The organism is Fodinibacter luteus, from assembly GCF_039541575.1.
Classification (GTDB): Bacteria; Actinomycetota; Actinomycetes; order Actinomycetales; family Dermatophilaceae; genus Fodinibacter; species Fodinibacter luteus.
The window spans coordinates 32727-56732 of sequence record NZ_BAABGM010000022.1; the positions used below are offsets into that span (position 1 = coordinate 32727).

Consider the following 24006-nt stretch of genomic DNA (forward strand, 5'->3'; position numbering starts at 1 on the left):
CGTCGGGGGTGTCACCGGGAAAGGGGGGTCCGGTGACGGGTGTCGTCGGCCGGGGCCGGCGACGGGTGCTGCGGTCAGGCCTTCTTCTCGGTGGCCTTCACGGTGACCTCGGCCACGGGGGTCTCGACGGTCGCGGTGACCGGCTTGACCGTGGTCTTGGCGGCGGGCAGGTCGCCGACCTTGTCGGCGGTCTTCTCGACGGCCTTCTCCGCGGCGACGGCGGCCTTGCGAGCGCTCGTCGTGGCGGCCTTGGCCGAGGAGGTGGTGCGCTCCGCGGCCTTCTTCGTGGTCGTCGTGGTGCGCTTGGCCGCCGTGCGGGTGGCCTTCGCGGACTTCTTGACCTCGGTCGTGGCGACCTTGGCCTCCTCCGCGACCGAACCGGTCACGACGTTGGCGACCTTGACGGCCTCGTGGCGGGCGGTCGTGATGGTGGCCTTGGCCGAGCGCTCGATGTCGGCGGTGGCCTTGCGGGCCGTGGTGACGGCACCCTTGGCCTGGGCCACGGTGGTCTCGGCCTGGGCGACGAAGTCCTTGGTGGCCTTCTGGTTGCGGATGCGGGTCACGAGCTTCTTGCCGCGCACGGCGAGCTCGTCGTAGCCCTCGACGACCTTGCCACCGACGACCATCGTCTCGTTGATGACGACGGCCGGGATCTCCTTGACCTGGTCGGCGATCGTCGTCGCACGGGCCTGGACCTTGGCGGGGGCCAGGTCGGCCGAGATCTCGACGCGGACCTTCTCCGCGCGGACCCGGGCCTCACGGACCTTCTCGACCGCGAGGTCGGTGGCGCCGACGGCGGCGTAGAACGGGGTGGTGTCGACGGTCTTCCTGATGTCTTCCATGACGGACATTGATGTCTCCTTCGTGGTGGTGCGTGAGTACGGGGTGGGCGTCATTGCCGCGGGGTGTCCTCGACGTAGGACTCGTAGATGTCCAGGAGGGTCTTGCGCTGCCGCTCGGTGAGGGCCGGGTCGGCGGCGATGGCCCCTCGGACGTCCGGGGGATCGGAGAGCGGGGCGACCTCGGCGTCGAGGATGCCCGCTTTGACGTAGAGGCTCTCGGCGGAGACCTCGAGCCCCTTCGCGAGCTGCTGGAGGATCTCGGCGCTGGGGCGCTTGAGTCCACGCTCGATCTGGGACAGGTAGGGGTTGGAGACCCCTGCGAGCTCGGACAGCTGACGGAGGGAGAGCTTGGCGGCCGTGCGCTGCTCGCGCAGGTACTCGCCGAGGCTGCTGCCCAGGTCGTTCAGCGGATTCTTGCTCACGCCTCCAGTATGCTTGCTCTAGTTAGCAAAATGCAAACTAGAGCAAGCGTGAAGCCCCTCACAGGCGGGCGCGAGGCACGTGCGAAGCCCTCGGGAGAGCCTACGCCAGCCGCGGCGAGGCGCAGAATCGGGCGGGCATCGGCCCCGATCCGCTGGAGGGCGGCGGCCCCCCGTCGAGCCGGTTCCACCCCGCGCATCTCCCACAAGCCCACCGAGCGCCGCCACCCGCGAGGCTCACCGTGCGCCCGCCCGGACCGCGGGCGCGGCCGCCGGTATCGGAGGCTGGTCAGCCCGTATCGGATGCATACCCTCCCGAAGCAAGTCTCGAGGTGCTCGCCCCTCGCACCGCACCCCTCAGGCGGCCGCGGTCTCGCGACGACGCAGGGAGATGTCGTTGCACGCGGCGCAGGTCTCCTCGGGAACCAGTCCGACCCGCATGAGGAGACCGAAGACGTAGCAGCCGGCGCAGAAGCCGACGACCGCCTCGAGGCTCGCGAAGATCAGGAGCACCGCGAGCAGCGCGGTCGTCACGACGGGAAGCCCGGCGGCGAGGAAGACGGTGGCCGTGAGGGTGAGGGCGAGGCCGACGGCCTGGGCGAAACGCTTCGGCGGGCCGGGAACGCGCTTCGGCGTGCCGAGGCGCGGTGCCACGACGTCGGCTGCGATCCAGCCGATGACGCTGCGCCGGGGGCCGAAGGCAACGCGCAGGGCGAACCCTACGGCCAGGAGCGCGGCGAGCCACAGCCAGCCCGTGACCAGGGCGAGGGCCGAGACCAGCGCGACGCCCCCGGCCACGGTCCGGGCCGCCTTCTCGTTGACGACGGCCGGGAACTCAAAAGAGATGCGCACGCTTGCCATAACCCAAGATTATGCAGTTCGCATTCCCGGACCGACAGGTCCGTCCCGTTCTGCGGACCGCCCCCACCCTTGACCCGCGCCGGCGTCGACCGTCACCCGGTCGGCCCACGATCCCTCCGTCAGCGCGCCGCACGCTCCCGGCGGCCCACGATCCCTCCGTCAGCGCGCCGCACGCTCCCGGCGGCCCACGATCCCTCCGTCAGCGCGCCGCACGCTCCCGGCGGTCCTTGACCCCGAGCAGCTCACGTGCCTGCTCGGTCGTGAGCGGCGGGCGCTGCATGAGCGTGGCCAGCTCGACCGCCCGCGCGACGAGCTCGTCGTTGTGCTCGACGACCCGGCCGCGCGCGAACATGACGTTGTCCTCCATGCCGACCCGCAGGTGGCCGCCGGCCGAGAGCGCCGCCGCCATGATCGGGAGGTGGCCGCGCCCGATGCCGGTCGCCGACCAGGACGTCACCTCGGGGGGCAGCATCGCGACGCCCGCCATGAGGGCGGCGGTCGTGGCCGGCATCCCCCCCGGGACCCCGGTGACGAAGTCGACGTGCACCCGGGCGCCGAACGGCAGCCCGTGCGTGTCGAGGAGGCGGCGCAACGCATGGACGTGCCCGAGGTCGAACAGCTCGAACTCCGGCACGACCTCGCGCTCCTGGGCCTGGACGTAGAGGTCGCTCATGAACCCCCATGGGTTGAGGAACACGTCGTCGCCGAAGTTCGTCGTACCGCACGTGAGGGAGCACGAGTCGGGCTCGGCGTCGAGGACGGTGAGGCGGGACTCGAGCGGGTCGTGCACCGACCCGCCGGTCGACAGCTGCACGACGAGGTCGGTCTCGGAGCGCAGCGCGTCGACGGAGGCGCGCAGGAGGCCGGGGTCGAGCGTCGGCGCGTGCGCGGCGTCGCGGATGTGCAGGTGGATGAGCGCGGCCCCCGCGGCCTCGCACCGCCGCCCCGTCTCTACGAGCTCGTCGAGCGTCGTGGGCAGCTGGGGCAGGTCGACCTTCGCGTGCTCGGCGCCGGTCGGGGCGACGGTGACGAGGGTGCCGGTCGGGGACGGGGCGGGGGTGGCCATGCCCCCATCATGGCAGCCGCGAACCGGAGGATCTGCGGCCGTCAGCCGGTGACGACGACCGTCTGCGCCGCCGAGGTCTCGCCGACGAGAAGATCCACGTCCTCGGGCACCGACCGCTTGACGACCGCGAGGGCCACGGGGCCGTCCTCGTGGTGCCGGGCGACCGTCGTCAGCCGCCCCACCTCGCGCCCGCCGAACAGCACCGGCGACCCGGCCTGGGGCAGCACGTGCCCGGATCCGTCGAGGTGGAGGAAGACGAGGCGTCGCGGCGGACGACCGAGGTTGTGCACGCGGGCGATGGTCTCCTGGCCCCGGTAGCAGCCCTTGTGGAGGTGGACTGCGGTGCGCAGCCAGTCGACCTCGTGCGCGATCGTCCGGTGGTCGGTCTCGAACCCGAGTCGCGGCCGCCACGCGACCACCCGCAGGGCCTCGGCCGCCCACGTCCCCGCGAGCGGCCGGTCCCCGACGGCGGCCTCGAGGCCGGGCCGAGGCACGATGAGCTCGCGCCAGGCCCGACCCAGCCCGGGGTGGCCCTCGACCGGCCCGTACACGGCCGTGTCGCCGACCGGTCCCGGCCACGCGTCGACCCAGGCCAGCGGCTCCCCCGAGGCCGACTCCGCCCCCACCGGCTCGCCGAGCACCGCCCAGTCGCTGCTCACGTCCGCGACCTCGACGCGCAGCATGAAGCGCATCGACTCCAGCCAGGACGCGAGCCCGGATGCCGTGCCCGGCTCGATCGTGACCCACGTCGTCTCGCCGTCGTCGACGAGGTGGAGGGCGTGCTCGATGTGCCCCTTGGGCGACAGCACGAGCGACTCGCGCGAGGTGCGCGGCGCCAGCCCCGTGAGGTGCTGGGTCGTCAGCGAGTGCAGCCACGACAACCGGTCGGGCCCGGTCACCGTGACGACCCCTCGGTGCGACAGGTCGACGGCCGCCATCCCCTCGGCGAGGAGCCGCTGCTCGCGCACCGGGTCGCCGTAGTGCGACGCGACGCCGGCGTCGGTGCCCTCCCCCTCGACGGCGCCGGGCCGCGCCAGGAGCGGCGAGCTGGTCGTGGACGTGCTCATCGGGGTTCCTCCGGCGGTCATGGGGTGGCCTCGCGGCAGGTGCGGCACAGGCCGTGCACCGCGGCGTGGGAGACGTCCGAGGCGAATCCGAGGGTCTCGTCGAGGCGGGCGACGAGCTCGTCCGCCACGTCGAGGGGCGCCTCGCCGACCCAGCCGCACGCGCGGCAGACGACGTGCAGGTGCGTCGCGTGCTCGGCGAGGTGGTAGCTCGGCGCCCGGTGGTCGACGTGGGTGTGGCCGACGAGGCCGAGCTCCTGGAGCGCGTCGAGCGCCCGGTAGACGGTCGAGGCCGGCACCGCCCCGCCCCCGTCCGCCGCGACGGCATCCACGATCTCGTCCGGGGTCGCGTGGCCGAGCCGCCCGACGGCGGCCAGCACCCGCTCGCGCTGCGACGTGAGGCGCTTGCCCCGTGCCCTCAGCCGCTCGCCCAGATCGCTCACCCCACCAATGTAGGCCGGTCCCAGCGGGCGTCCAGACGCCGCACCTACACTGACCGGGTGAGTGAGCAGGGAGTGCAGTCGCTGATCGAGGGTGCCCCGGACGCCGGGGAGAACCCCACCGAGGAGCGGCGACGCAACCGCCGGGGCACGCGCCGCGTGCTCATCGTGCTCGCGACCGTCGTGGCGCTCGTCCTCGGCGGGATCGTGGCCTTCGTCGGCTACCTCGGCTACCGGGTCAACGACAACATCACCCAGGAGGACTTCCTCCCCGAGAACCGCCCGCCGGTGACCGCCCCCGACGGCACCGACGTCCCCGAGACCGGCATCGGCACCAACTTCCTCGTCCTCGGCGCCGACACCCGGCCCGGCGACGCCGGCCGCTCGGACGTCATCGTGCTCGTCCACGTGCCCGAGGACGCCTCGACGGTCCAGATGATCCACTTCCCGCGCGACCTGTGGGTCGACATCCCGGGCCGCGGCAAGGACAAGATCAACGCGGCGTACGCCTACGGTCGCGAGCCCCTCCTCGTCGCGACGATGGAGCAGCTGCTCGGCATCCGCATCCACCACGTCGCCCGCACCGACTTCGAGGGGTTCCAGAGGATGACGGATGCCGTGGGAGGCGTCCGCGTGTATGCCGAGGAGGGCGGGAGCGACGGCATCGTCGAGGGCTGGAACGACCTCGACGGGGAGCAGGCACTCGCCTTCGTCCGCGAGCGCTACACGCTGAGCGAGGGCGACATCTCCCGTGGCCGGCGCCAGCTCGCCTTCATCAAGGCGCTCTTCCTCAAGGCGACGAGCCCGGAGAACATCACGAACCCCCTCGCCGTGGCGAGGTTCGCGGATGCCGCGACGGAGAACCTCGTCGTCGACCAGGGCCTGTCGATCCGGGCGATGACCGACTACGCCGTGTCGCTGCGCGACATCCGCGGCGGGGACGTCGTCTTCGCGACCGCCCCGTTCTCGGGCTTCGGCACCTCGCCGGGCGGCGCGTCGATCGACGTCGTCGACGAGGAGAAGATGGCCGAGCTCGGCGAGGCGCTGCGCACCGACACGATGGACGAGTACCTCGACGTGTTCGTCACCCCCTGAGGCGTGGGCGTCACCCCCCTGGGCCGTCACTCGACGCGCTTGAGCTCCGCCGAGACGTGGGACTGGAGGGGCTGCCCGACGGCGGCCATGTCCATGACCCACATGAGGTTGCTGTTGACGTAGCCGTACATGCGGTGGCCGGCGGTGTACTCCTTGGCGAACGGGCTGCGCATGACCCCGTCGGTGCGCAGCTCGACCTTCGCGGTGTCGGCCACCCCGGCGTACATCTCGACGAAGCCGGTGGGGTGGGTGAGCAGCAGCTCGACGTTGCTGCCGTCGTCGTGCACGGGCACCGGCCGCCAGAAGCCGACCTCGGTCGCGAGCGGCCGCACCTGGCGACCGTCCTCGTCGAGCAGCCAGGTGCGCGACCGCCACTCGAGGAACGGGCGCCCGTCGTGGCTGCACACGACCTCCTGGCCGAAGCGCTGGGACTCCATCGTCGGGTAGCCGACGAGCCCCGCTCCGGCCCAGCGGCCGACGAGCCAGGCGAGGGGCGCGAGGTCGGCGTGGAGGGTGGCGTCGAGGTGGAAGACCATACGCTGCAGTCTATGGACTCCCCCGCGACCACCCTCGTCGTCAAGGTGACCTGCGGGGTCGAGGCGCTCGAGCGGCTCAACCAGGGGTTCACCGTCGCGGCGACGGCCCTCGCCTCGGGCCTCGACGTCAGCCTGTGGCTCACCGGCGACGCGACCCTCCTCGTGCTGCCCGGTCGCGCCGAGGCCGTCGCGCTGCCCCACGCGGCTCCGCTCGCCGAGCTGCGCGACGCCCTCCTCGAGGGGGCCCGGGTCACGGTGTGCGGCCAGTGCGCGCAGCGACGGGGCCTCACCGTCGACGACCTGCTCCCGGGGGTCACGGTGCGGGGCGCGGCCGCGTTCGTCGAGGAGGTCGTCGCACCCGGCACGCGGGCGCTCGTCTACTGACTGAGCCCCTCCGGGTACCGACTGAGCCCCTCCGGGCTCAGCCGACGACGGCGAGCGCCAGGCCGTAGGCGGCGACGCCCGGCACGAGCAGGGACGCCGCGGCGCTCGAGAGCTGTCCGCGCACGGCCGTGATGGCCGGCAGCACGCTGAGCACCCGGCGCACGGCGTGGGCGACGGCGGCGCAGACGAACCCGATGAGGGCGGCCGGCGCGGCATCCGGGGCACCGAGCACCGCGGCCGCGACGACGGCGCCCGCCCCGCCGAGGAGCATCGCGAGGGGCATCATCCACGGCCTCGCCTTCTCGGCGGCCGCCGCGAGGTCGGCCGGCGCCGACGCGGCGATGGCGACGAAGCCGACGACGGCCACCTCGGTGGCGCGGGGCGTGCGTGACAGGGGCAGCCACGTCGTGCCGATCGTGACGACGGCGAGGCCGAGCGAGGTGATGCCGATCGAGTCCGTGAGCCGGGGGCGCCCGTCGCGACGCACGATCTGGTGGCCGAACATGACGGCGAGGCCGACGACGACCGCGAGCGGCACCAGCCGCAGGTACGGCTCGTCCGAGGTGACGGCCCCGGCCGCGGGGGCGAGCACCCCCGTGACGCCGATCGCGAGCGAGGACCCGAACCGGCTCGACGACCCGTGGAGCGTCGGCCAGCCCCACGCGAGGACGATGCCGGCCCACGCGAGCCCCGCGGCGAGCAGCACCGGGTCGGCGAGCACGGCGAGCACGAGGAGGGCGGCGAGCACGATCGTCGCGACGACGGCGACCGGGCGGCGCACCGTCGCCAGGGCCGGCAGGACCGGCTCGCGGAGCACGGCCTCACGGCGGGCCCGGCGGGCGGCGCGCGTCTCGTGGACCTCGACCGGACCCGAGTCCGGGGTCACGTCGCTCGGCTGGTCGTCCACGCGCGGCATCCTCCCATCATCCCCCGGCGAAGGGGGGCAGGACCTCGACGACGGCCCCGGCCGGGACCGGGTCGTCCCCGGTGCTGGCGCGCCCGCCGACGAGGAGCGAGCAGACCGGCAGGACGGCCTCGAGGGCGGGGTGCGCGGCGACGAGCCGCTCCGCGAGAGCGCTGACCGTGGTGACCTCCGCCACCCGCTCCTCGTCGACACCGGCCGCCGCCCGGGCCCCGGCCCAGTAGCGGACGGTGACCGTCTCGAGCGCACCGTCGTCCGGACGTGTCGTGTGCATGACCGCCTATCCTCGTGGGTGATGGCCCACCTGCTGCTGCTGACGAACACCTTGGCGCCCAGCGCCGAGGTCGTCCCGGCGCTCGGACTGCTGAGCCACCATGTTCGCATCCTGCCTGCGGAGGCGTCCGCCCTGGTCGACGCCCCCCAGGCCGACGTCGTCATCGTCGACGCCCGCCGCGAGCTCGCGATGGCCAAGTCGCTGTGCCGGGTCATCTGCACGACGGGGATCTCCTCGCCCCTGCTCGTCGTCGTCACCGAGGGCGGGCTCGCCGGGCTGACGAGCGACTGGGGCGTCGACGACGTGATCCTCGACACGGCCGGCCCCGCGGAGGTCGAGGCCCGGCTCCGGCTCGCGCTCGGACGCACGGCCGAGGCCACCGTCGACGAGGGCGGGCCGATCACGGCGGGGGCGCTCGTCATCGACGAGGCGACGTACTCCGTGCGGCTGCGTGGCCGCCTCCTCGACCTGACGTACAAGGAGTTCGAGCTGCTCAAGTACCTCGCGCAGCACCCCGGGCGGGTCTTCACCCGCTCGCAGCTGCTCCAGGAGGTCTGGGGCTACGACTACTTCGGCGGCACCCGCACCGTCGACGTCCACGTGCGCCGCCTGCGCGCCAAGCTCGGCACCGACTACGAGGTGCTCATCGGCACGGTGCGCAACGTCGGCTACCGGTTCGTCCCCGAGGTCGCCGACTCCTTCTCCGAGATCGAGACCTGACGTGGCGCGCACCGAGCGCGTCCCCGCCGTCCCCGACGCCACGGCATCCGGGCTCGTCGCCCTCTTCGGGCGGGCGGCCGCGGTCGACGGCGTCGCCCCGGTGTCGGAGGCGTTCCGGCTCGCCGTCGGCCCCGCCCGGGACGGGGTGGTGCACCTGCTCCGGCTCGATCACGCCGGTGCGCTCGTCGGGTACGCCCAGGTGGCAGGAGCCGGAACCGCGGATGCCGTCGCCGAGCTCGTCGTCGAGCCGACCCAGCGCCGGCGTGGGCACGGGCGGGCCCTGCTCGAAGCGGCCCTGTCCGAGGGTGCCCGCAGCGTGTGGGCGCACGGGATGCTGCCCGCGGCGCAGGCCCTGGCCCGGGCCGCAGGACTCGTGCTGACGCGCAGCCTGCACCGGATGACACGCCGGCTCGGCCCGGCGGATGCCGTGGACCCCGCTCTCCCCGAGGGCTTCTCGGTTCGCCCCTTCATGCCGGGCACCGACGACGAGACCTGGGTGCGGCTCAACGCGGCCGCCTTCGCGGACCACCCGGAGCAGGGCCGGCTCACGGTCGCGGACCTGCGCGAGCGGATGGCCCAGCCGTGGTTCGACCCGGAGGGGCTGCTCCTCGTCGTCGACGACACCACCGGGGCGGTCGTCGCCTCCCACTGGACCAAGGTGGAGGCCGGTCGTGGCGAGGTCTACGTCGTCGGCGTCGACCCCGCGTACCAGGGCCGGGGGCTCGGCGGCCCGCTCACCCGGCTCGGTCTCGCCCACCTCGCCCGGCGCGGCGTGGACGAGGTCGAGCTCTACGTCGACGGCGACAACACGGCTGCTCGGCGCACGTACGAGCGGCTCGGGTTCACCGATGCCGCGGTCGACGGTCAGTACACCCGCACGAGCACCTGACAGGATTGGGTCATGACGGCAGACACGGGAGTCGGGATCGAGGTCGAGGTCCCCGAGCGCAGCCGCGCGAGCGACGCCGCCGCCGACGCGGCGGCCGAGGCGAGCATCGTCAGCGAGGTGTCCATCGCGAGCGCCTCGGCGACCGAGACGCGCACGCACCAGCCGCGCGCCTCCAACGGGCGGTTCGTCGTCCGCCCGGCCGCCCCCGTGACGGCGGCCGCGGCGGCTGCGGCGGCCGCGGCGGCGGAGGGGCTGCCGGCCGACCGCTTCCTCGACCGCGAGATCTCCTGGCTGCAGTTCAACGAGCGCGTGCTGCAGCTCGCGGCCGACGAGAACGTCCCGCTCCTGGAGCGGGCCCGCTACCTCGCGATCTTCGCCTCCAACCTCGACGAGTTCTTCATGGTCCGCGTCGCCGGCCTCAAGCGCAGGATCGCCACCGGCATCGCGGTGCGGTCGGCATCCGGCCTCGAACCGCGCGAGGTCCTCGAGCAGATCTCCCTCGTCGCCCACGAGCTGCTGACGATGCAGGCCCGCGTCTACCGCGAGCAGGTGCGCCCCGCCCTGGAGACCGAGGGCATCACGATCGTGCGCTGGGACGAGCTGTCCGACGACGAGCGCGACCGGCTCAGCCGCATGTTCACGAACCGCCTCTTCCCCGTGCTCACCCCGCTCGCGGTCGACCCGGCCCACCCGTTCCCCTACATCTCGGGGCTCTCGCTCAACCTCGCGGTCGTCCTCGTCAACCCGCGCACGGCCAAGGAGCACTTCGCCCGGGTCAAGGTGCCGCCGGTGCTGCCCCGCATGCTGCGCGTCGAGCCCGGCCCGGACGAGTCGCCGCTCGCCGACATGTACGACACCCGGTTCGTGCCCCTCGAGGACGTCATCTCCGCGCACCTGGACCACCTCTTCCCGGGGATGGAGGTGCGAGAGCACTTCACCTTCCGGGTCACCCGCAACGAGGACCTCGAGGTCGAGGAGGACGACGCCGAGAACCTCCTCACCGCGCTCGAGCGCGAGCTGACCCGGCGCCGCTTCGGCCCGCCGGTGCGCCTCGAGGTCGAGGAGGACATGGACGCCCACGTCCTCGACCTCCTCGTGCGCGAGCTCGGGGTCGCCTCGTCCGAGGTCTACCGCCTGCCGGCGCCGCTCGACCTGCGGGCGCTCAACGTCATCGCCGACCTCGAACGCTCCGACCTGCACTTCGAGCCGTTCGTGGCCCGCACCAACCCCGACCTCGCGCCCACCGAGAGCGCGAAGGCCCGCGACATCTTCGCCGCGATCCGCAAGCAGGACGTCCTGCTCCAGCACCCCTACGACTCGTTCTCGACCTCGGTGCAGGCGTTCATCGAGCAGGCGGCCGCCGACCCGCAGGTGCTCGCCATCAAGCAGACGCTGTACCGCACGAGCGGTGACAGCCCGATCATCGACGCCCTCATCGACGCGGCCGAGGCCGGCAAGCAGGTCCTGGCCGTCGTCGAGATCAAGGCCCGCTTCGACGAGCAGAACAACATCTCGTGGGCCCGCAAGCTCGAGCACGCCGGCGTCCACGTCGTCTACGGCATCGTCGGGCTGAAGACCCACGCCAAGCTCTCCCTCGTCATCCGTCAGGAGGCCGAGGGCCTGCGCCGCTACTGCCACGTCGGCACGGGCAACTACAACCCGAAGACGGCCCGGCTCTACGAGGACCTCGGCCTGCTCACCGTCGACGACCAGGTCGGCGAGGACCTCACCCGCCTGTTCAACCAGCTCTCCGGCGTCGCCCCGCGCAGCCGGTTCAAGCGCCTCCTCGTCGCGCCGCGTTCGGTGCGCTCGGGCCTCATCGACCTCATCGACGCCGAGATCGAGCACGAGCAGCGCGAGCCGGGCAGCGGACTCATCGCGTGGAAGGTCAACTCGATCGTCGACGAGCAGCTCATCGACGCCCTCTACCGCGCGTCGCAGGCGGGCGTCACGGTGCAGCTGTGGGTGCGCGGCATCTGCGCCCTGCGCCCCGGTGTCGAAGGGCTGTCGGAGAACGTCGAGGTCCGCTCCATCCTCGGACGCTTCCTCGAGCACTCGCGGATCTTCCTCTTCGGCGGTGGCGGCGACACGGTGGCCCTCATCGGCAGCGCCGACATGATGCACCGCAACCTCGACCGGCGCGTGGAGGCCCTCGTGCGCCTCGTCGACCCGCGCCACCTCGCCGACCTCGAGGCCCTCATGGAACGGGGCATGAGCGACGAGTACATGCACTGGCGGCTCGGACCCGACGGGCGGTGGATCCGCCACCACCTCGACGAGACGGGCGCGCCCCGGACCGACATCCAGACGGCGATGATCGAGATGCACGCGAAGCGGCGCCGCAGGGCCCGTCGGCGGTGAGCGGGGCCCGACGCTCCGGGCGGCGGACATGAGGATCCCCGCCGCGGGCACCGTCCCCTGGCGCGTGCAGGAGGGCGGCCTCGAGGTCGCGCTCGTCCACCGTCCCCGCTACGACGACTGGTCCTGGGCCAAGGGCAAGCTCGACGACGACGAGGACTGGGCCGTCGCCGCGGTGCGCGAGACCGAGGAGGAGACCGGGCTCGTCGTGCGCCTCGGGCCTCCCCTGCCGGAGGCCCGCTACACCCTGCTCGGCCGGGACGGCAGCCCCGACGACAAGGTCGTGCGCTACTGGACGGCCCGGGTCACCGGCGGGCACGGCCACCTCGTCAACGAGATCGACGAGGTCGCCTGGCTCGACGTCGCCACCGCGCACGCCCGCCTCGACTACGCCCGGGACCGTGACCAGCTCCTCGCCCTCGTGCGCCTGCAGCAGACCGAGCGGCTCGACACGTGGCCGCTCGTCCTCGTGCGGCACGCCTCCGCCGTCGCCCGGAACGAGTGGTCCCGTGACGACCAGCTGCGCCCCCTCACCGCCGTCGGCCGCGCCCGGTCGGCGGACCTCGCGCCGGTGCTCGCCGCGTACGGGGTGACCCTCGCCGTCACCTCGCCCTCGGAGCGGTGCCTGCGCACGGTCGAGCCGTTCGCCAACGCGGTCGGGGTACCGCTGCGCACGAGGGGCGGGTTGTCCGAGGAGGGCTTCGCCGCTGACCCCACGAAGGCCCACCGCCACCTCACCCGGCTGCTCGAGCGGGGCGAGCCCGCCCTCGTGTGCACGCACGGACCGGTGCTGCCCGACCTGCTCGACGAGCTCGCCCGCCGGCTCGACGTCGAGAAGCCGGCGTCCGTCGAGGTCGTCGAGGCGTTCGCCGAGGCCCGCGACGAGCGCCTCGTCAAGGGCGAGGCCCTCGTGTGCCACGTCGTCGGCACCGGGGATGCCGCACGCGTCGTCGCGGTGGAGCGTCACCTGCCCTGACGCCTCGCGGAGCGACCGGGAGGCCGCGAGCGGCCGGCATCCGGCGTCCGTCCTCGCGTGGGCGCGGTCACAGGCGCACGTGGGCGCGCCGCAGTGCACCATTCCCTGACCCTGCGGACGGGAAATGGCCGGGTGCCGTTCACGGTGCGTTCACCCGCCGCGGGTCGGCGCGTCACCCGGCGTCCTTAGCGTCACTGGCGTCGGGCAGCGAGGCCCGCACCCCTGACCCATGTCCTCCGAGAGGTACACACAGTGAAGATCCAGCGTTTCGGCGCCTCCGCCGCGTTCGTCCTGGCCGGTGCCGTCGCCCTGTCCGCGTGCGGCGGCCAGCAGACCGAGAGCGGCTCGACCGGCGACGGCTCGGCCGGCGCCCTCAGCGGCACGATCGCGTCCGACGGCTCGAGCACCGTCGGGCCGCTCACCTCGGCCGCCGCCGAGCTGTTCATGACCGAGAACCCCGGCGTCAACATCACCGTCGGCACCTCCGGCACCGGCGGCGGGTTCAAAAAGTTCTGCGAGGGGCAGACCCAGGTCTCCAACGCCTCGCGTCCGATCAAGGACGAGGAGGCGGCGGCCTGCGAGGCCAAGGGCATCGAGTACCAGGAGATCGTCGTCGCGAACGACGCCCTGACCATCGTCGCGAACAAGGAGAACGACTTCCTCACGTGCCTGACCGTCGAGGAGCTGAGCACCCTGTGGGGCCCCGAGGCCACCGGCAAGGTCATGACGTGGAACCAGGTCAACCCCTCGTTCCCGGCCGAGGACATCAAGCTCTACGGGCCGGGCACCGACTCCGGCACCTTCGACTACTTCACCGACGAGATCAACGGCGAGGAGGGCGCCTCGCGCACCGACTACGAGCCCTCGGAGGACGACAACGTCATCGTCCAGGGCGTCTCCGGCGACAAGAACGCCCTCGGCTACTTCGGCTTCACCTACTTCGAGGAGAACGCCGACACCCTCAAGGCCGTCCAGGTCGACAACGGTGCGGGCTGCATCACGCCGAGCGCCGAGACGGCGCGCGACGGGTCCTACGCCCCGCTGTCGCGTCCGCTGTTCATCTACATCGACAAGAAGGCGTTCGCGTCCAACCCGGCGCTCAAGGAGTTCATCGGCTTCTTCGTCGAGAACGAGACGAAGGTCGCCGAGGCGGCGCAGTACATCCCGCTGAGCGACGAGCAGAAGAAGACCGCCCAGGACGAGCTCGCCGCCCTCGGCTGAGGCCGGCGCCACCCCACCACAGGAGCCCATCCTCGTGTCCACCATCAGTGCCGGCGCAGGCCCCTCGACGACCTCGAGGGGCCTGCGCCCGTCCCCGGAGCCACCGACCTCGCTGCGCTCCAGCCGGCCGCGTCGGGCCGAGAAGGTCGCCTACGGCTTCCTCGTCGTCGCCGCCGGGGTCTCGATCCTCACCACCGTCGGGATCGTGCTGTCGCTGCTGCTGCCGGCCATCCAGTTCTTCCGGGAGATCAGCGTCGTCGAGTTCCTCACCGGGACCTCGTGGACCCCCCGCTTCCAGGACGCCGCCTTCGGGGTCCTGCCGCTCATCACCGGCACGCTGTGGACGACCGCGATCGCCCTCGCCCTCGCCATCCCGGTGGGCCTCGGCGCCGCGATCTACCTCTCGGAGTATGCGTCGACCCGGACCCGCAAGGTCCTCAAGCCCACCCTCGAGCTGCTCGCCGGCGTGCCGTCGGTCGTCTACGGCCTGTTCGCCGTCGCGTTCGTCGGCCCGGTCGTGCTCAACGAGTGGCTCGGCATCGAGGTGGGCACGTTCTCCGTGCTGGCGGCGGGCCTCGTGCTCGGCGTCATGATCATCCCGACGGTCGCCTCCCTCGCGGAGGACGCCATGTCGGCGGTGCCCCGGGCGCTTCGGGAGGCGTCGTACGGCCTCGGCGCGAACCGGATGCGCACCGTGCTGCGGGTCGTCTTCCCGGCCGCCATCTCGGGCATCGCGGCCTCCATCGTCCTCGGCCTCAGCCGCGCCGTCGGGGAGACGATGATCGTCGCGATGGCCGCCGGCAGCCAGGCCAAGATGGTCACCGACCCCCTCGAGGGCGGCCAGACCATGACGGGGTTCATCGCTTCCGCGGCGCTCGGGGACAGCGTGCAGGGGTCGCTGCAGTACAACACCCTCTTCGCGGTCGGCCTCACCCTTTTCCTCATCACCCTCGTCATCAACGTGATCAGCATCCGCCTCGTCAACCGCTTCCGGGAGATCTACTGATGGCCGCCATCACCGCCGAGCCGACCACCACCGCGCGGCCACTGACCGCGGCATCCCACGGTGAGCGCAACGTCCGGTCGCTGGCGTTCCTCATCCTGCTCTGGCTCAGCCTCGCCTTCGGGATCCTCGTGCTCGCCGTCCTCATCGTGACGACCTTCCTCGAGGGCCAGGCGCGCATGGACGGCGCGCTCTTCACGAACTACACCTCGCAGATCGACCCGGGGACGGCCGGGGCCCGCGCCGCCATCCTCGGCACCGCCTGGGTCATCGGCACCACGGCCCTGCTCGCCATCCCGATCGGCGTCGCGGCGGCCGCCTACCTCGAGGAGTTCGCCTCGAGGAAGAGCCGGTTCGCGCACTTCGTCGAGCTCAACGTGCAGAACCTCGCCGCGGTCCCGGCGATCATCTACGGCATGCTCGCGGCCGCGGCGGCGGTCGCGATCGGCATCCCCCGCAACACCGTCATCGCCGGCGGCATCGCCCTGGCGCTGCTCATCCTCCCGGTCGTCATCGTCGCGACCCGCGAGGCCCTGCGCGCCGTCCCCCAGGAGATCCGCCAGGGGTCGCTGGCCCTGGGCGCCAGCCCGATGCAGACCCTCCAGCGCCAGACGCTGCCCGCCGCCGTCCCGGGCATCGCGACCGGCACGATCCTGGCGCTGTCCCGGGCCATGGGTGAGGCCGCGCCGCTGCTGCTCCTCGGCGGGCTCGTGTTCGTCAAGTTCGACCCGAACGGCATCCTCAGCGGCTTCACGACGATGCCGATCCAGATCTTCGACTGGGCGAGCCGGTCCCAGGAGGAGTTCCAGCAGCTGGCCGCCGCGGCGAGCATCCTTCTCCTCGTGCTCGTCATCGCGATGAACGGTGTCGCGATCATCATCCGCAACAAGTACACGACCGCGCGATGACCGAGCCCACCTCCGTCCGGCCGGCGCACGGCATCCCGGATGCCGGCGGCCCCCCGGCGGCTGGTGGCGCCGGCCCCGCCCCCACCAGCCCCGTCGCCGCCAGCCCCGTCGCCCCCAGCGCCTCCGCGGCCCCCACCAGCCCCACGACCCCCGACGCACCAGGAGAGCCCACCGTGGACAGCACCTCGACCATCTCGATCCCGCGGATGGACCCGATCGACGCCGGGCGGATCGTCGCCTCCGAGGCGCCGCGGGCGGTCCTCAGCTGCACCGACGTCAGCTGCTACTACGGCGACTTCCGGGCGGTCAACCAGGTGACGATGGGCATCGGGGTCAACGAGATCACCGCCCTCATCGGTCCGTCCGGCTGCGGCAAGTCCACGGTGCTGCGGGCCCTCAACCGGATGAACGACCTCATCCCGGGCACGCGGGTCACCGGCACGATCGCCTACCACGGCCAGGACATCTACGGCAAGGACGTCGACCCCATCGAGGTGCGGCGCCGGATCGGGATGGTCTTCCAGAAGCCGAACCCCTTCCCGAAGTCGATCTACGACAACGTGGCCTACGGCCCGAAGGTCACCGGGATGAAGGTGTCGAACATGGACGACGTCGTCGAGGAGAGCCTGCGCGGTGCGGCCCTGTGGGACGAGGTCAAGGACAAGCTCAAGCAGTCGGCGTACGGCCTGTCCGGCGGCCAGCAGCAGCGGCTGTGCATCGCCCGCACGATCGCGGTCAAGCCCGAGGTCATCCTCATGGACGAGCCCTGCTCGGCGCTCGACCCGATCGCGACGGCGCGCATCGAGGACCTCATGATGGAGCTGCGCGACGACTACACGATCGTCATCGTCACCCACAACATGCAGCAGGCGGCGCGCGTCGCCGACCGCACGGCCTTCTTCACGGCCGAGGCCGCGGAGGGGCACGGCGACCGCACCGGCCACCTCGTGGAGTTCGACGAGACGACGAAGATCTTCAGCAACCCCGCCGACTCCCGCACCGAGGACTACATCTCCGGCCGCTTCGGCTGACCCCCCCGACCAGCCCCGACCTCGTGCGGGTTACCCACGGTTCTCAGGGCCCTGGCCTGCGAGAACGGTGGGTAGATCGCACGAAGTCGGGTGGGGGGGCTGGTTGTCCACAGGCGTTGCCGGATGCCGTGGCCGTCCACCGACGCCGGCGCGGGCTTCGCGGCCAGGGCCGGCCGCACCATCGTCGAGGGATGCACGCCGACCTCACCGGCCTCCCTGCCGCCTTCCTCACCTCCGAGGCGGCCACCGCGCGCCTCGACGCACGCCGGCTGCGCACCGCCGTCGCCCGGGGCCGGGTGATCCGGGTGGGGCGAGGCGTGTACGGCGACCCGTCCCGCTGGCCCGATGACCCCGTGGAGCGGCACCGCCTCGTGGCACTGGCCGCGCATCGGGCCGTCGAGGACTGCGCCCTCAGCCACGTGAGCGCGGCCCTCGTCATGGGCCTTCCGAACCCGCGGACACCCCTCCCCCGTCCCTCGGTGACCGTCGACGACGGCATCCGGTCCCGGTCACCGGGGTCGTGGATGACGTTGTTCCGCGGGGAGCTACCCGAAGGGCACGTCGAGGTGGTCGACGGGGTGCGCCGAACCATCGTGCCGAGAACCGTGGCCGACTGTGCAAGACACCTGTCCCTGGGGGACGGTCTGGCCATTGCGGACGCGAGTGTGCGCGCGGGCCTCACCACGGTGGATGACGTGCGCGCCGTGCGCGAGTTCCAGCGCCGGTGGCCCGGGTCGCTGGGCACGCAGGCCGTGCTCGCCCTCCTCGACCCCCGACGCGAGGGGTGGCTCGAGTCCTGGTCGGCTGCCGCGTTCCAGTGCATGGGGCTTCCGAGGTGGGTTCCTCAGGTCGACGTGCACGACGCCCACGGCCGCTTCGTGGGTCGGGTCGACGGCCTGTGGCCCGAGCTCGGGGTGGTCGCCGAGGCCGACGGGCGGGGCAAGTACCTCGGAGACGTGGACCCCGCCCTCGACCGCAGCCCGGCGGCCGTGGCCCAGCGGGTGCTGGCCGCCGGCAACCGCGAGGTCGCGCTCCGCTCCTGCGGCCTGGGTGTCGTGCGGTGGACCACGGAAGAGATCACCCGGCAGCAGCTTCGCGTCGCTGTGAGGTGGCGCGACGAGGTCCAGCGAACCGAGCCACGCGGCATCCGGGCGTCCCTGACCTGCACCTGCTGCCAGCTCCCCGTGACCTCGTGCGACATAGGCGCGGTATTCGCCCCGTCGGCCGCGTAGAACCGAAGGGAAGTCGCACGAGGTCGAAAGGAGGTGGGGGTCAGAGGAAGAGCAGGGCGAGGAGCCAGAAGGCCGCCGCGGCGGCGAGGCCCGCCCCGGGGAAGGTGAGCACCCAGGCCATGACGATGGAGCGCGCCACGCCCCACCGCACGGCCTTGCGCGACCGGGTCGCCCCGACGCCCATGATCGCCGAGCTGATCGCGTGCGTCGTCGAGATGGGGGCCCCGGTCGCGGTGGCGAGGTAGAGCACGGTGGCGGCCGTCGTCTCGGCCGCGAACCCCTGCGGTGGGTCGAGCGCGATGATCCGACGGCCGAGGGTGCGCATGATCCGCCATCCACCGGCGTACGTCCCGAGGCTGAGCACGATTGCCGACAGCGCGATGACCCACCCGGGGATCGAGGTGTCCTCCGGGGCGCGGTGCCCGCTCGCGACGAGGGTGAGGGCGACGACGCCGGCCGTCTTCGCGGCATCCTGCATGCCGTGCCCGAAGGCCATCGCGGCCGCCGACACGGTCTGGGCGTAGCGGAAGCCGCGCGCGGTCGGCCCGGGGGCGGCCCTGCGGAATCCCCACAGGATCACCATCATGACGAGGAAGCCCCCGATCAGGCCCAGGACCGGAGACAGGAGCATCGGCACGACGACGTTGTCGAGGATGCTCTGCCACTTCACGGTCGCCCCGCCGGCGAGCGCTGCCCCGCCGAGGCCGCCGATGAGGGCGTGCGACGACGACGAGGGCAGGCCGCGCCACCACGTCAGCATGTTCCAGCCGATGGCGCCGATCAGCGCGCCGGCACAGATCGCGACTCCCGTCCACCCCATCGGGATCTCGATGATGTCGCCACCGATGGTCTCGGCGACCCGGACCCCCGCGAACCCGCCGACGAGGTTCATGACGGCGGCGAGGGCGAGCGCGATCCGCGGGGTGAGGGCGCGCGTCGAGACCGAGGTGGCGATGGCGTTCGCCGCGTCGTGGAAGCCGTTCGTGTACGTGAAGCCCATCGCCAGCACGACGACGAGCGCGACGGGGATCCAGTCCACCCGCTCAGGACTCCCGGACCGCGATCGCCTCGACCTTGAGGGCCACCTGCTCGAAGCCGTTCGCGGCGGCCTCGAGCGCGTCGATGATGTCCTTGTGCTTCATCACCGTGATGGGGTCGGCTCCGGGGGTGTTGAACAGCTCGGCGAGCATCCGCCGGTAGGCCTTGTTCGCGCGGTTCTCGAGGCGGCTGACCTCGACCCAGTAGGCGGTGAGGTCCTTCATCGAGCGCAGCCTCGACATCGCGTCGGCGGTGACCTCGGCCATCCGGGAGACCACCTCGACCTGCTTCGCGACCCGCGGCAGCACCTCGTCGACCCGGTAGAGGACGATGAGGTCGACCGCGGCCTCCATGAGCCCGACGCAGTCGTCGAGGGCGACCGCCAGCCCGTGCATGTCGGCGCGGTCGAACGGCGTGACGAACGAGCCGTTGACCTTGCGGATGATCTCGTGGGTCGACTCCCCCGAGGCGGCCTCGATCTCGTGCATCCGTTTGAGCGTCAGCTCGCGCTCCTCCGGGGAGGCCCCGAGCAGCGCGGTGAGCTCCTGCGCGCCGTCGACGAGGTGCCGCGCCGAGGCGGTGTACAGGTCGACGAAGCGGGGGTCCTGCGGGGTGAGGCGGAAGCCCACGATGGTCTCCGGGGAAGGCGGCCAGGACAGTGGGTACAGGCTATGGCCCCGGCCCGCCCGACGGGTACTCGGGTGGGCCGTCGGCGGCCGGGTCACCGAGCCCGGTGGGTTCTCGGCGGGTTCAGCGAGCCGGGTGGGACGTCGGCGGCTGGGTCACCCAGGGCGTCACCGGGGCGGGTGGGTCACCGACCGGGAGCGCCCGCGCCGTCCGCCGCCGGCCACTCACCGACACCGAGGATGCCGTCGATCGCGGCCTGGGTGAGCCGGCCGGAGCTCTGCGAGGCCGCGAGCACGAGGGCGCCGACGAGCCGGATCTCCTCCTCGAGCTGCTCGTCGTGCAGCGACGGGTCCGACGTCACCCGTCCACGGTACGGCCGCGAGCACCCTCCGGAGCGTCGTCCACAGGTGGATCTCGCCCGACGGACGGCACCGGCCCGAGAGCTCGCTGCCCGAGACGGCGCTGCGCAGGAGCAACGAGTGCGGGTGCCGGACCGGGAGCGCCTCACGGCGCGTGGCCGCTCGTAGCGGCTGATGTTGGGACCCGGGGCTGCCGCGGCCCGGCACCCACGGACGACACTAACGCCTTCCCCGGCCACCGTGTTCCCTCCAGCCGCAACCTCGTGGACGCAGACCGGGCCATCAGGGCGGCGACCTCGGCACTCACGGCGCGTCAGTCGAGCTCGCCGGCCCGCCACAGGTGGGCGCAGGCCCGCAGGTCCTCGCCGGTCGTGAGCATGGCGGCGGCGGTGCGGGTCAGGCCGCTCGCGCCCCCCGGGTCGACGCCGTCGCGGTCGTTCGCGAGCTCGGCACGCCCCGCCGAGACGACCGCGCAGAACGCCGACGCCCGCTCGAGCGCCACGGCGAGGTCGCCCTCGAAGATCCCCGCGAGGATCTGGTCGGCGACCCGCTGCATCTCCTCGGGCCGCGGCGGCTCGGCGATCCCGGCGACGGCGTGCGCGACGTCGGTGAAGCGGATGCCGGCCGCGTACTCCCGGGTCGCCTGCACCGGGCTGCGCCGCACCCACTCGCGCAGCGCGTAGAGCCGCCAGAGGGCCCCGGGCAGCGAGCGCGCCGGCCGGGCGGACCACAGGTCGGCGACGGTCGAGAGGCCGAGGTCGTCGACGAGCGTCACGAGGCGGCTCGTCACGTCGGGGTCGTGGGCGGCTCGACCGGTGCCGACGAGGATCGCCGCCGTCTGGTGCGCGACCTCGGTGACCTCCGCCGGACCGAGGAGATGGCCGCCGTGCGCCTCCAACGCGTCCGGGGCGAAGGGCAGGGGCCGCCGCGGGAGGGGGCGCCCACCGTCGCTGCTCATCGCACCAGTCTGTCAAACCCGGCCGCACGGGGCAGGTCGGCGGCCCACACCATCGGATGCCGTCGCGCGGGCTAGGTTGTCCGCGTCACCACCGCAGGCACCGGCATCCACCGCCCGTGTGCTGGGCGGACCACCGGGGTAGGGAGGACGCATGGCACACCAGGACACCGCCGCGGCGAAGGCGCAGACCGCGCCCCCACCGGACGACGCGCGCAAGCCGGACTCCCCGACCGAGATCGAGCGCCCGAGCTGGACGTACACCGCGAAGGCCTCCTTCGCCGAGTTCCAGCGCGACCAGTGCACCGACCTCGCGGCGGCCCTGACGTACTACTCGGTGCTCTCGGTCTTCCCGGCGATCCTCGCGCTCGTCTCGCTGCTCGGCGTCTTCGGGCGGGGGCAGGAGACCACCGACGCGATGCTCGAGATCCTGCGCGACCTCGGGCAGTCGCAGATCGCCGACCGGCTCGAGGAGCCCATCGCGGCGATGGTCGGCGCGCAGAGTGCCGGCCTGGCGCTCGCCATCGGTCTCGCCGGCGCCCTCTGGGGTGCCTCGGGGTACGTCGGCGCGTTCGGGAGGGCGCTCAACCGCATCTACCAGGTCGACGAGGGCCGCCCCGTGTGGAAGCTGCGGCCCATCGTGCTCCTCGTCACCCTCGGCCTCGTCGTCATGGCGGCGATCGTGCTCGTGGGGCTCGTCGTGAGTGGCCCGATCGCCCAGGCCATCGGTGAGGCCGTCGGGTTCGGCGAGCAGAGCCTCGCGGTGTGGAACCTCGCGAAGTGGCCGGTCATCCTCGGCGTCGTCGTCGTCATGGTCGCGGTGCTCTACTACGCGACGCCCAACGTCAAGCAGCCCAAGTTCCGGTGGATGTCGGTCGGAGCGGCCGTGGCCATCGGCATCTGGGTCATCGCCTCGCTCGGGTTCGGGTTCTACGTCTCGAACTTCGCCCGCTACGACTCGCTCTACGGCTCCCTCGGGAGCGTCATCGTCTTCCTCCTGTGGCTGTGGCTCACCAACCTCGCCCTGCTCTTCGGGGCCGAGGTCGACGCAGAGCTGGAGCGGGCGCGGCAGCTGCAGGCCGGCATCCGCGCCGAGCGCACGCTGCAGCTGCCCCCGCGCGACGACTCCGTGTCGCGCAAGGCCGCCTCCAAGCTGGAGCAGCGGGTCGCCGAGGGGAGGCGGCTCCGGCTCGAGGCGGAGGCCTCGGCGGGGGGCGACGCCGACTCCAGCGGGAATGGTCGAGGGCGTGGACGCCACGGGCGCACGGGCGCCGCTCGCGCCGCGACGGCATCCGACGTCGAGCTCGAGCCGCTGCCGTCCGAGCTCGCCCGCCGATCCTGAGCCGGCCCTCAGGAGCCGCCTGTGACCTGCGCACCTCTGGCGTCCCGGGGCTCGCCGGTGACCTACCATTGTCCGGTGATTGCGACGACACGCCGGTGAACCGGTTCCACGAGGGCTTCGTCCTGGGCGACCGGTACACGCTGACGGGGCGTATCGCGTCCGGTGGCATGGGCGACGTCTGGGAGGCCAGCGACACCGTCCTGGAGCGGCCCGTCGCGGTGAAGATCCTGCGCCCCAGCCTCGACGAGGAGGAGGTCTTCGCGCGCCGGTTCCGCAACGAGGCTCTGCACACCGCCAACCTCGCCCACGTCAACGTCGCCACCGTCTTCGACTACGGCGAGGAGGACAACCTGGCCTACCTCGTCATGGAGCTCGTGCCGGGCGAGCCGCTGTCCGACCTCGTCAAGCGCGAGGGCGCGCTGCCGCCGGCCCAGGTCCGCCAGATCATGGCCCAGGCGGCGCTCGCGCTCGGTGCCGCGCACGAGGCGGGCGTCGTCCACCGCGACGTCAAGCCGGCGAACATCCTCGTCATGCCCGACGGCACCGTGAAGCTCACCGACTTCGGCATCGCCCGCGCCGTCGACGGCTCGGGCCACACCCAGACCGGCGAGGTGCTCGGCACCCCCCACTACCTCTCGCCCGAGCAGGCCCTCGGCGAGCCGGCCACCGGCGCCTCCGACCTGTACGCCCTCGGGATCGTCGCGCACGAGATGCTCACCGGGCGGCGCCCGTTCGACAAGGGGACGCCGGTCGCGACGGCGCTCGCCCAGGTCAACGACCCGCCGCCGTCGCTGCCCCCGCACGTCCCCCCGGGCCTGCGCGCGCTCATCGAGCAGTGCCTCGAGAAGAGCCCCGCGGACCGGCCCTCGAGCGCCCGTGAGCTCGGTGAGCGGCTCGGCCTACCCGAGGAGGACCTGCCCGAGGCCGGCGAGGATGCCGCGGACGTCGTCGGCACGGCCGCTGCGGAGGAGGCCGCGCTCGACGACCGGCCCTCGGCCCCGCCCCGCTGGACCGGCGGTGGTGACCCGACGCCGACGCCGACGAGCGTGCCGGTGGCGCCGAAGGGGCACGTGCACTGGGCGTGGGTGCCCGGCGTGAGCGTCGCGATCCTGGCCGTCGCGACCGTGTGGTACCTCCTGGCCCGCTGAGGGCGCGCCGGCGCTCGCGGTCTTCCGCGAACGTGGGTGAAGACCGTCGGGAGGGGACGAGGATGTTCACCCACGTTCGCGAGGAACCCGACGCCGTTAGAGTGTTCGCGCCACGGCCGGATGCCGTGCGCCCGCCAGGGCCTCTAGCTCAACTGGCAGAGCTGCGGACTTTTAATCCGTAGGTTGTGGGTTCGAGCCCCACGGGGCCCACCAACACCGCAGGTCAGCGGCCTGCACCCGCTTCGGCTCGTCGACCAAAATGGCCTGTGGGCACTCATGTGGGCACTCATGCTCTG

Annotated in this window: 26 protein-coding genes and 1 tRNA gene; 14 read left to right on the top strand and 13 right to left on the bottom strand. The window is 72.7% G+C overall.

The annotated features are described in order from the left end of the window. Positions 1–74: 74 nt before the first annotated feature. From ABD899_RS15770 to ABD899_RS15795, 6 genes are all read right to left on the bottom strand, one after another. On the bottom strand, positions 75–851 hold the full coding sequence (locus ABD899_RS15770; protein ID WP_345207725.1) for a hypothetical protein: 777 nt from the start codon (positions 849–851) through the stop codon (positions 75–77). Positions 852–892: 41 nt separating this feature from the next. Further along, complete coding sequence (locus ABD899_RS15775; RefSeq protein ID WP_345207727.1) at positions 893–1264, bottom strand: helix-turn-helix domain-containing protein; 372 nt, start codon at positions 1262–1264, stop codon at positions 893–895. 354 nt (positions 1265–1618) lie between these two features. Further along, positions 1619–2122: a DUF4395 domain-containing protein gene (locus tag ABD899_RS15780; RefSeq protein WP_345207729.1), complete on the bottom strand. Its 504-nt coding sequence runs from the start codon at positions 2120–2122 to the stop codon at positions 1619–1621. A gap of 199 nt (positions 2123–2321) precedes the next feature. Next, positions 2322–3188, bottom strand: a complete 867-nt coding sequence (locus tag ABD899_RS15785) for a beta-keto acid cleavage family enzyme (RefSeq protein ID WP_345207731.1) — start codon at positions 3186–3188, stop codon at positions 2322–2324. Between the two features lie 41 nt (positions 3189–3229). Further along, positions 3230–4255 carry a CAF17-like 4Fe-4S cluster assembly/insertion protein YgfZ gene (gene ygfZ, locus ABD899_RS15790; protein WP_345207733.1) on the bottom strand — a complete coding sequence of 342 codons (1026 nt, stop codon included), beginning with the start codon at positions 4253–4255 and terminating at the stop codon, positions 3230–3232. Between the two features lie 17 nt (positions 4256–4272). Then, positions 4273–4695 carry a Fur family transcriptional regulator gene (locus ABD899_RS15795; protein WP_345207734.1) on the bottom strand — a complete coding sequence of 141 codons (423 nt, stop codon included), beginning with the start codon at positions 4693–4695 and terminating at the stop codon, positions 4273–4275. 57 nt (positions 4696–4752) lie between these two features. On the opposite strand from ABD899_RS15795, the gene ABD899_RS15800 reads away from it, so the two are divergent. Then, complete coding sequence (locus tag ABD899_RS15800; protein WP_345207735.1) at positions 4753–5787, top strand: LCP family protein; 1035 nt, start codon at positions 4753–4755, stop codon at positions 5785–5787. A 26-nt stretch (positions 5788–5813) separates the two neighbouring features. Here the strand turns inward: ABD899_RS15800 and ABD899_RS15805 are convergent, their stop codons facing one another. Next, positions 5814–6323 carry a heme-binding beta-barrel domain-containing protein gene (locus ABD899_RS15805; protein WP_345207737.1) on the bottom strand — a complete coding sequence of 170 codons (510 nt, stop codon included), beginning with the start codon at positions 6321–6323 and terminating at the stop codon, positions 5814–5816. A 12-nt stretch (positions 6324–6335) separates the two neighbouring features. On the opposite strand from ABD899_RS15805, the gene ABD899_RS15810 reads away from it, so the two are divergent. After that, on the top strand, positions 6336–6707 hold the full coding sequence (locus ABD899_RS15810) for a DsrE family protein (RefSeq protein WP_345207739.1): 372 nt from the start codon (positions 6336–6338) through the stop codon (positions 6705–6707). Between the two features lie 37 nt (positions 6708–6744). On the opposite strand, the gene ABD899_RS15815 is transcribed toward ABD899_RS15810, so the two are convergent. Both ABD899_RS15815 and ABD899_RS15820 read right to left on the bottom strand, forming a co-directional pair. After that, positions 6745–7614: a hypothetical protein gene (locus tag ABD899_RS15815; RefSeq protein ID WP_345207741.1), complete on the bottom strand. Its 870-nt coding sequence runs from the start codon at positions 7612–7614 to the stop codon at positions 6745–6747. A 16-nt stretch (positions 7615–7630) separates the two neighbouring features. Beyond that, positions 7631–7903 (bottom strand): MoaD/ThiS family protein, encoded by a 273-nt coding sequence (locus ABD899_RS15820; RefSeq protein WP_345207744.1) that lies wholly within the window; start codon positions 7901–7903, stop codon positions 7631–7633. A 21-nt stretch (positions 7904–7924) separates the two neighbouring features. Between ABD899_RS15820 and ABD899_RS15825 the strand changes: the two genes are divergently transcribed. The 9 genes from ABD899_RS15825 to ABD899_RS15865 all read left to right on the top strand — a co-directional run bounded on the left by ABD899_RS15825 (position 7925) and on the right by ABD899_RS15865 (position 18241). Further along, a complete protein-coding gene (locus ABD899_RS15825; RefSeq protein ID WP_345207746.1) occupies positions 7925–8623 on the top strand; it encodes a winged helix-turn-helix transcriptional regulator in 699 nt (232 codons plus the stop codon). Position 8624: 1 nt separating this feature from the next. Then, positions 8625–9512 carry a mycothiol synthase gene (gene mshD, locus ABD899_RS15830; RefSeq protein WP_345207747.1) on the top strand — a complete coding sequence of 296 codons (888 nt, stop codon included), beginning with the start codon at positions 8625–8627 and terminating at the stop codon, positions 9510–9512. Between the two features lie 12 nt (positions 9513–9524). Further along, a complete protein-coding gene (locus ABD899_RS15835; RefSeq protein WP_345207749.1) occupies positions 9525–11873 on the top strand; it encodes an RNA degradosome polyphosphate kinase in 2349 nt (782 codons plus the stop codon). A 28-nt stretch (positions 11874–11901) separates the two neighbouring features. Next, positions 11902–12846 (top strand): NUDIX hydrolase, encoded by a 945-nt coding sequence (locus ABD899_RS15840; protein WP_345207750.1) that lies wholly within the window; start codon positions 11902–11904, stop codon positions 12844–12846. A gap of 252 nt (positions 12847–13098) precedes the next feature. Beyond that, positions 13099–14067 carry a PstS family phosphate ABC transporter substrate-binding protein gene (locus ABD899_RS15845; protein ID WP_345207752.1) on the top strand — a complete coding sequence of 323 codons (969 nt, stop codon included), beginning with the start codon at positions 13099–13101 and terminating at the stop codon, positions 14065–14067. A gap of 34 nt (positions 14068–14101) precedes the next feature. After that, positions 14102–15073 carry a phosphate ABC transporter permease subunit PstC gene (gene pstC, locus ABD899_RS15850; protein ID WP_345207754.1) on the top strand — a complete coding sequence of 324 codons (972 nt, stop codon included), beginning with the start codon at positions 14102–14104 and terminating at the stop codon, positions 15071–15073. Continuing rightward, positions 15073–15978, top strand: a complete 906-nt coding sequence (pstA, locus tag ABD899_RS15855; RefSeq protein WP_345207756.1) for a phosphate ABC transporter permease PstA — start codon at positions 15073–15075, stop codon at positions 15976–15978. The genes pstC and pstA overlap by 1 nt, the downstream gene beginning before the upstream one ends. Before the next feature lie 206 nt (positions 15979–16184). Then, positions 16185–17009, top strand: coding sequence for a phosphate ABC transporter ATP-binding protein PstB (gene pstB / locus ABD899_RS15860; protein WP_345207864.1), 825 nt, complete (start codon positions 16185–16187; stop codon positions 17007–17009). 191 nt (positions 17010–17200) lie between these two features. After that, positions 17201–18241 carry a type IV toxin-antitoxin system AbiEi family antitoxin domain-containing protein gene (locus tag ABD899_RS15865; RefSeq protein WP_345207758.1) on the top strand — a complete coding sequence of 347 codons (1041 nt, stop codon included), beginning with the start codon at positions 17201–17203 and terminating at the stop codon, positions 18239–18241. Positions 18242–18281: 40 nt separating this feature from the next. Here the strand turns inward: ABD899_RS15865 and ABD899_RS15870 are convergent, their stop codons facing one another. From ABD899_RS15870 to ABD899_RS15885, 4 genes are all read right to left on the bottom strand, one after another. After that, a complete protein-coding gene (locus ABD899_RS15870) occupies positions 18282–19280 on the bottom strand; it encodes an inorganic phosphate transporter (protein ID WP_345207760.1) in 999 nt (332 codons plus the stop codon). A 4-nt stretch (positions 19281–19284) separates the two neighbouring features. After that, a complete protein-coding gene (locus ABD899_RS15875; RefSeq protein ID WP_345207762.1) occupies positions 19285–19908 on the bottom strand; it encodes a DUF47 domain-containing protein in 624 nt (207 codons plus the stop codon). A gap of 182 nt (positions 19909–20090) precedes the next feature. Then, complete coding sequence (locus tag ABD899_RS15880; protein WP_345207764.1) at positions 20091–20267, bottom strand: hypothetical protein; 177 nt, start codon at positions 20265–20267, stop codon at positions 20091–20093. A 311-nt stretch (positions 20268–20578) separates the two neighbouring features. Next, a complete protein-coding gene (locus tag ABD899_RS15885) occupies positions 20579–21223 on the bottom strand; it encodes a hypothetical protein (RefSeq protein ID WP_345207766.1) in 645 nt (214 codons plus the stop codon). A 151-nt stretch (positions 21224–21374) separates the two neighbouring features. Between ABD899_RS15885 and ABD899_RS15890 the strand changes: the two genes are divergently transcribed. From ABD899_RS15890 to ABD899_RS15900, 3 genes are all read left to right on the top strand, one after another. Then, positions 21375–22562: a YihY/virulence factor BrkB family protein gene (locus tag ABD899_RS15890; protein ID WP_345207768.1), complete on the top strand. Its 1188-nt coding sequence runs from the start codon at positions 21375–21377 to the stop codon at positions 22560–22562. A 95-nt stretch (positions 22563–22657) separates the two neighbouring features. Next, positions 22658–23710 (top strand): serine/threonine-protein kinase, encoded by a 1053-nt coding sequence (locus tag ABD899_RS15895; RefSeq protein ID WP_345207770.1) that lies wholly within the window; start codon positions 22658–22660, stop codon positions 23708–23710. A gap of 137 nt (positions 23711–23847) precedes the next feature. Continuing rightward, a tRNA-Lys gene (locus ABD899_RS15900) sits at positions 23848–23923 on the top strand. Positions 23924–24006: the final 83 nt, after the last annotated feature.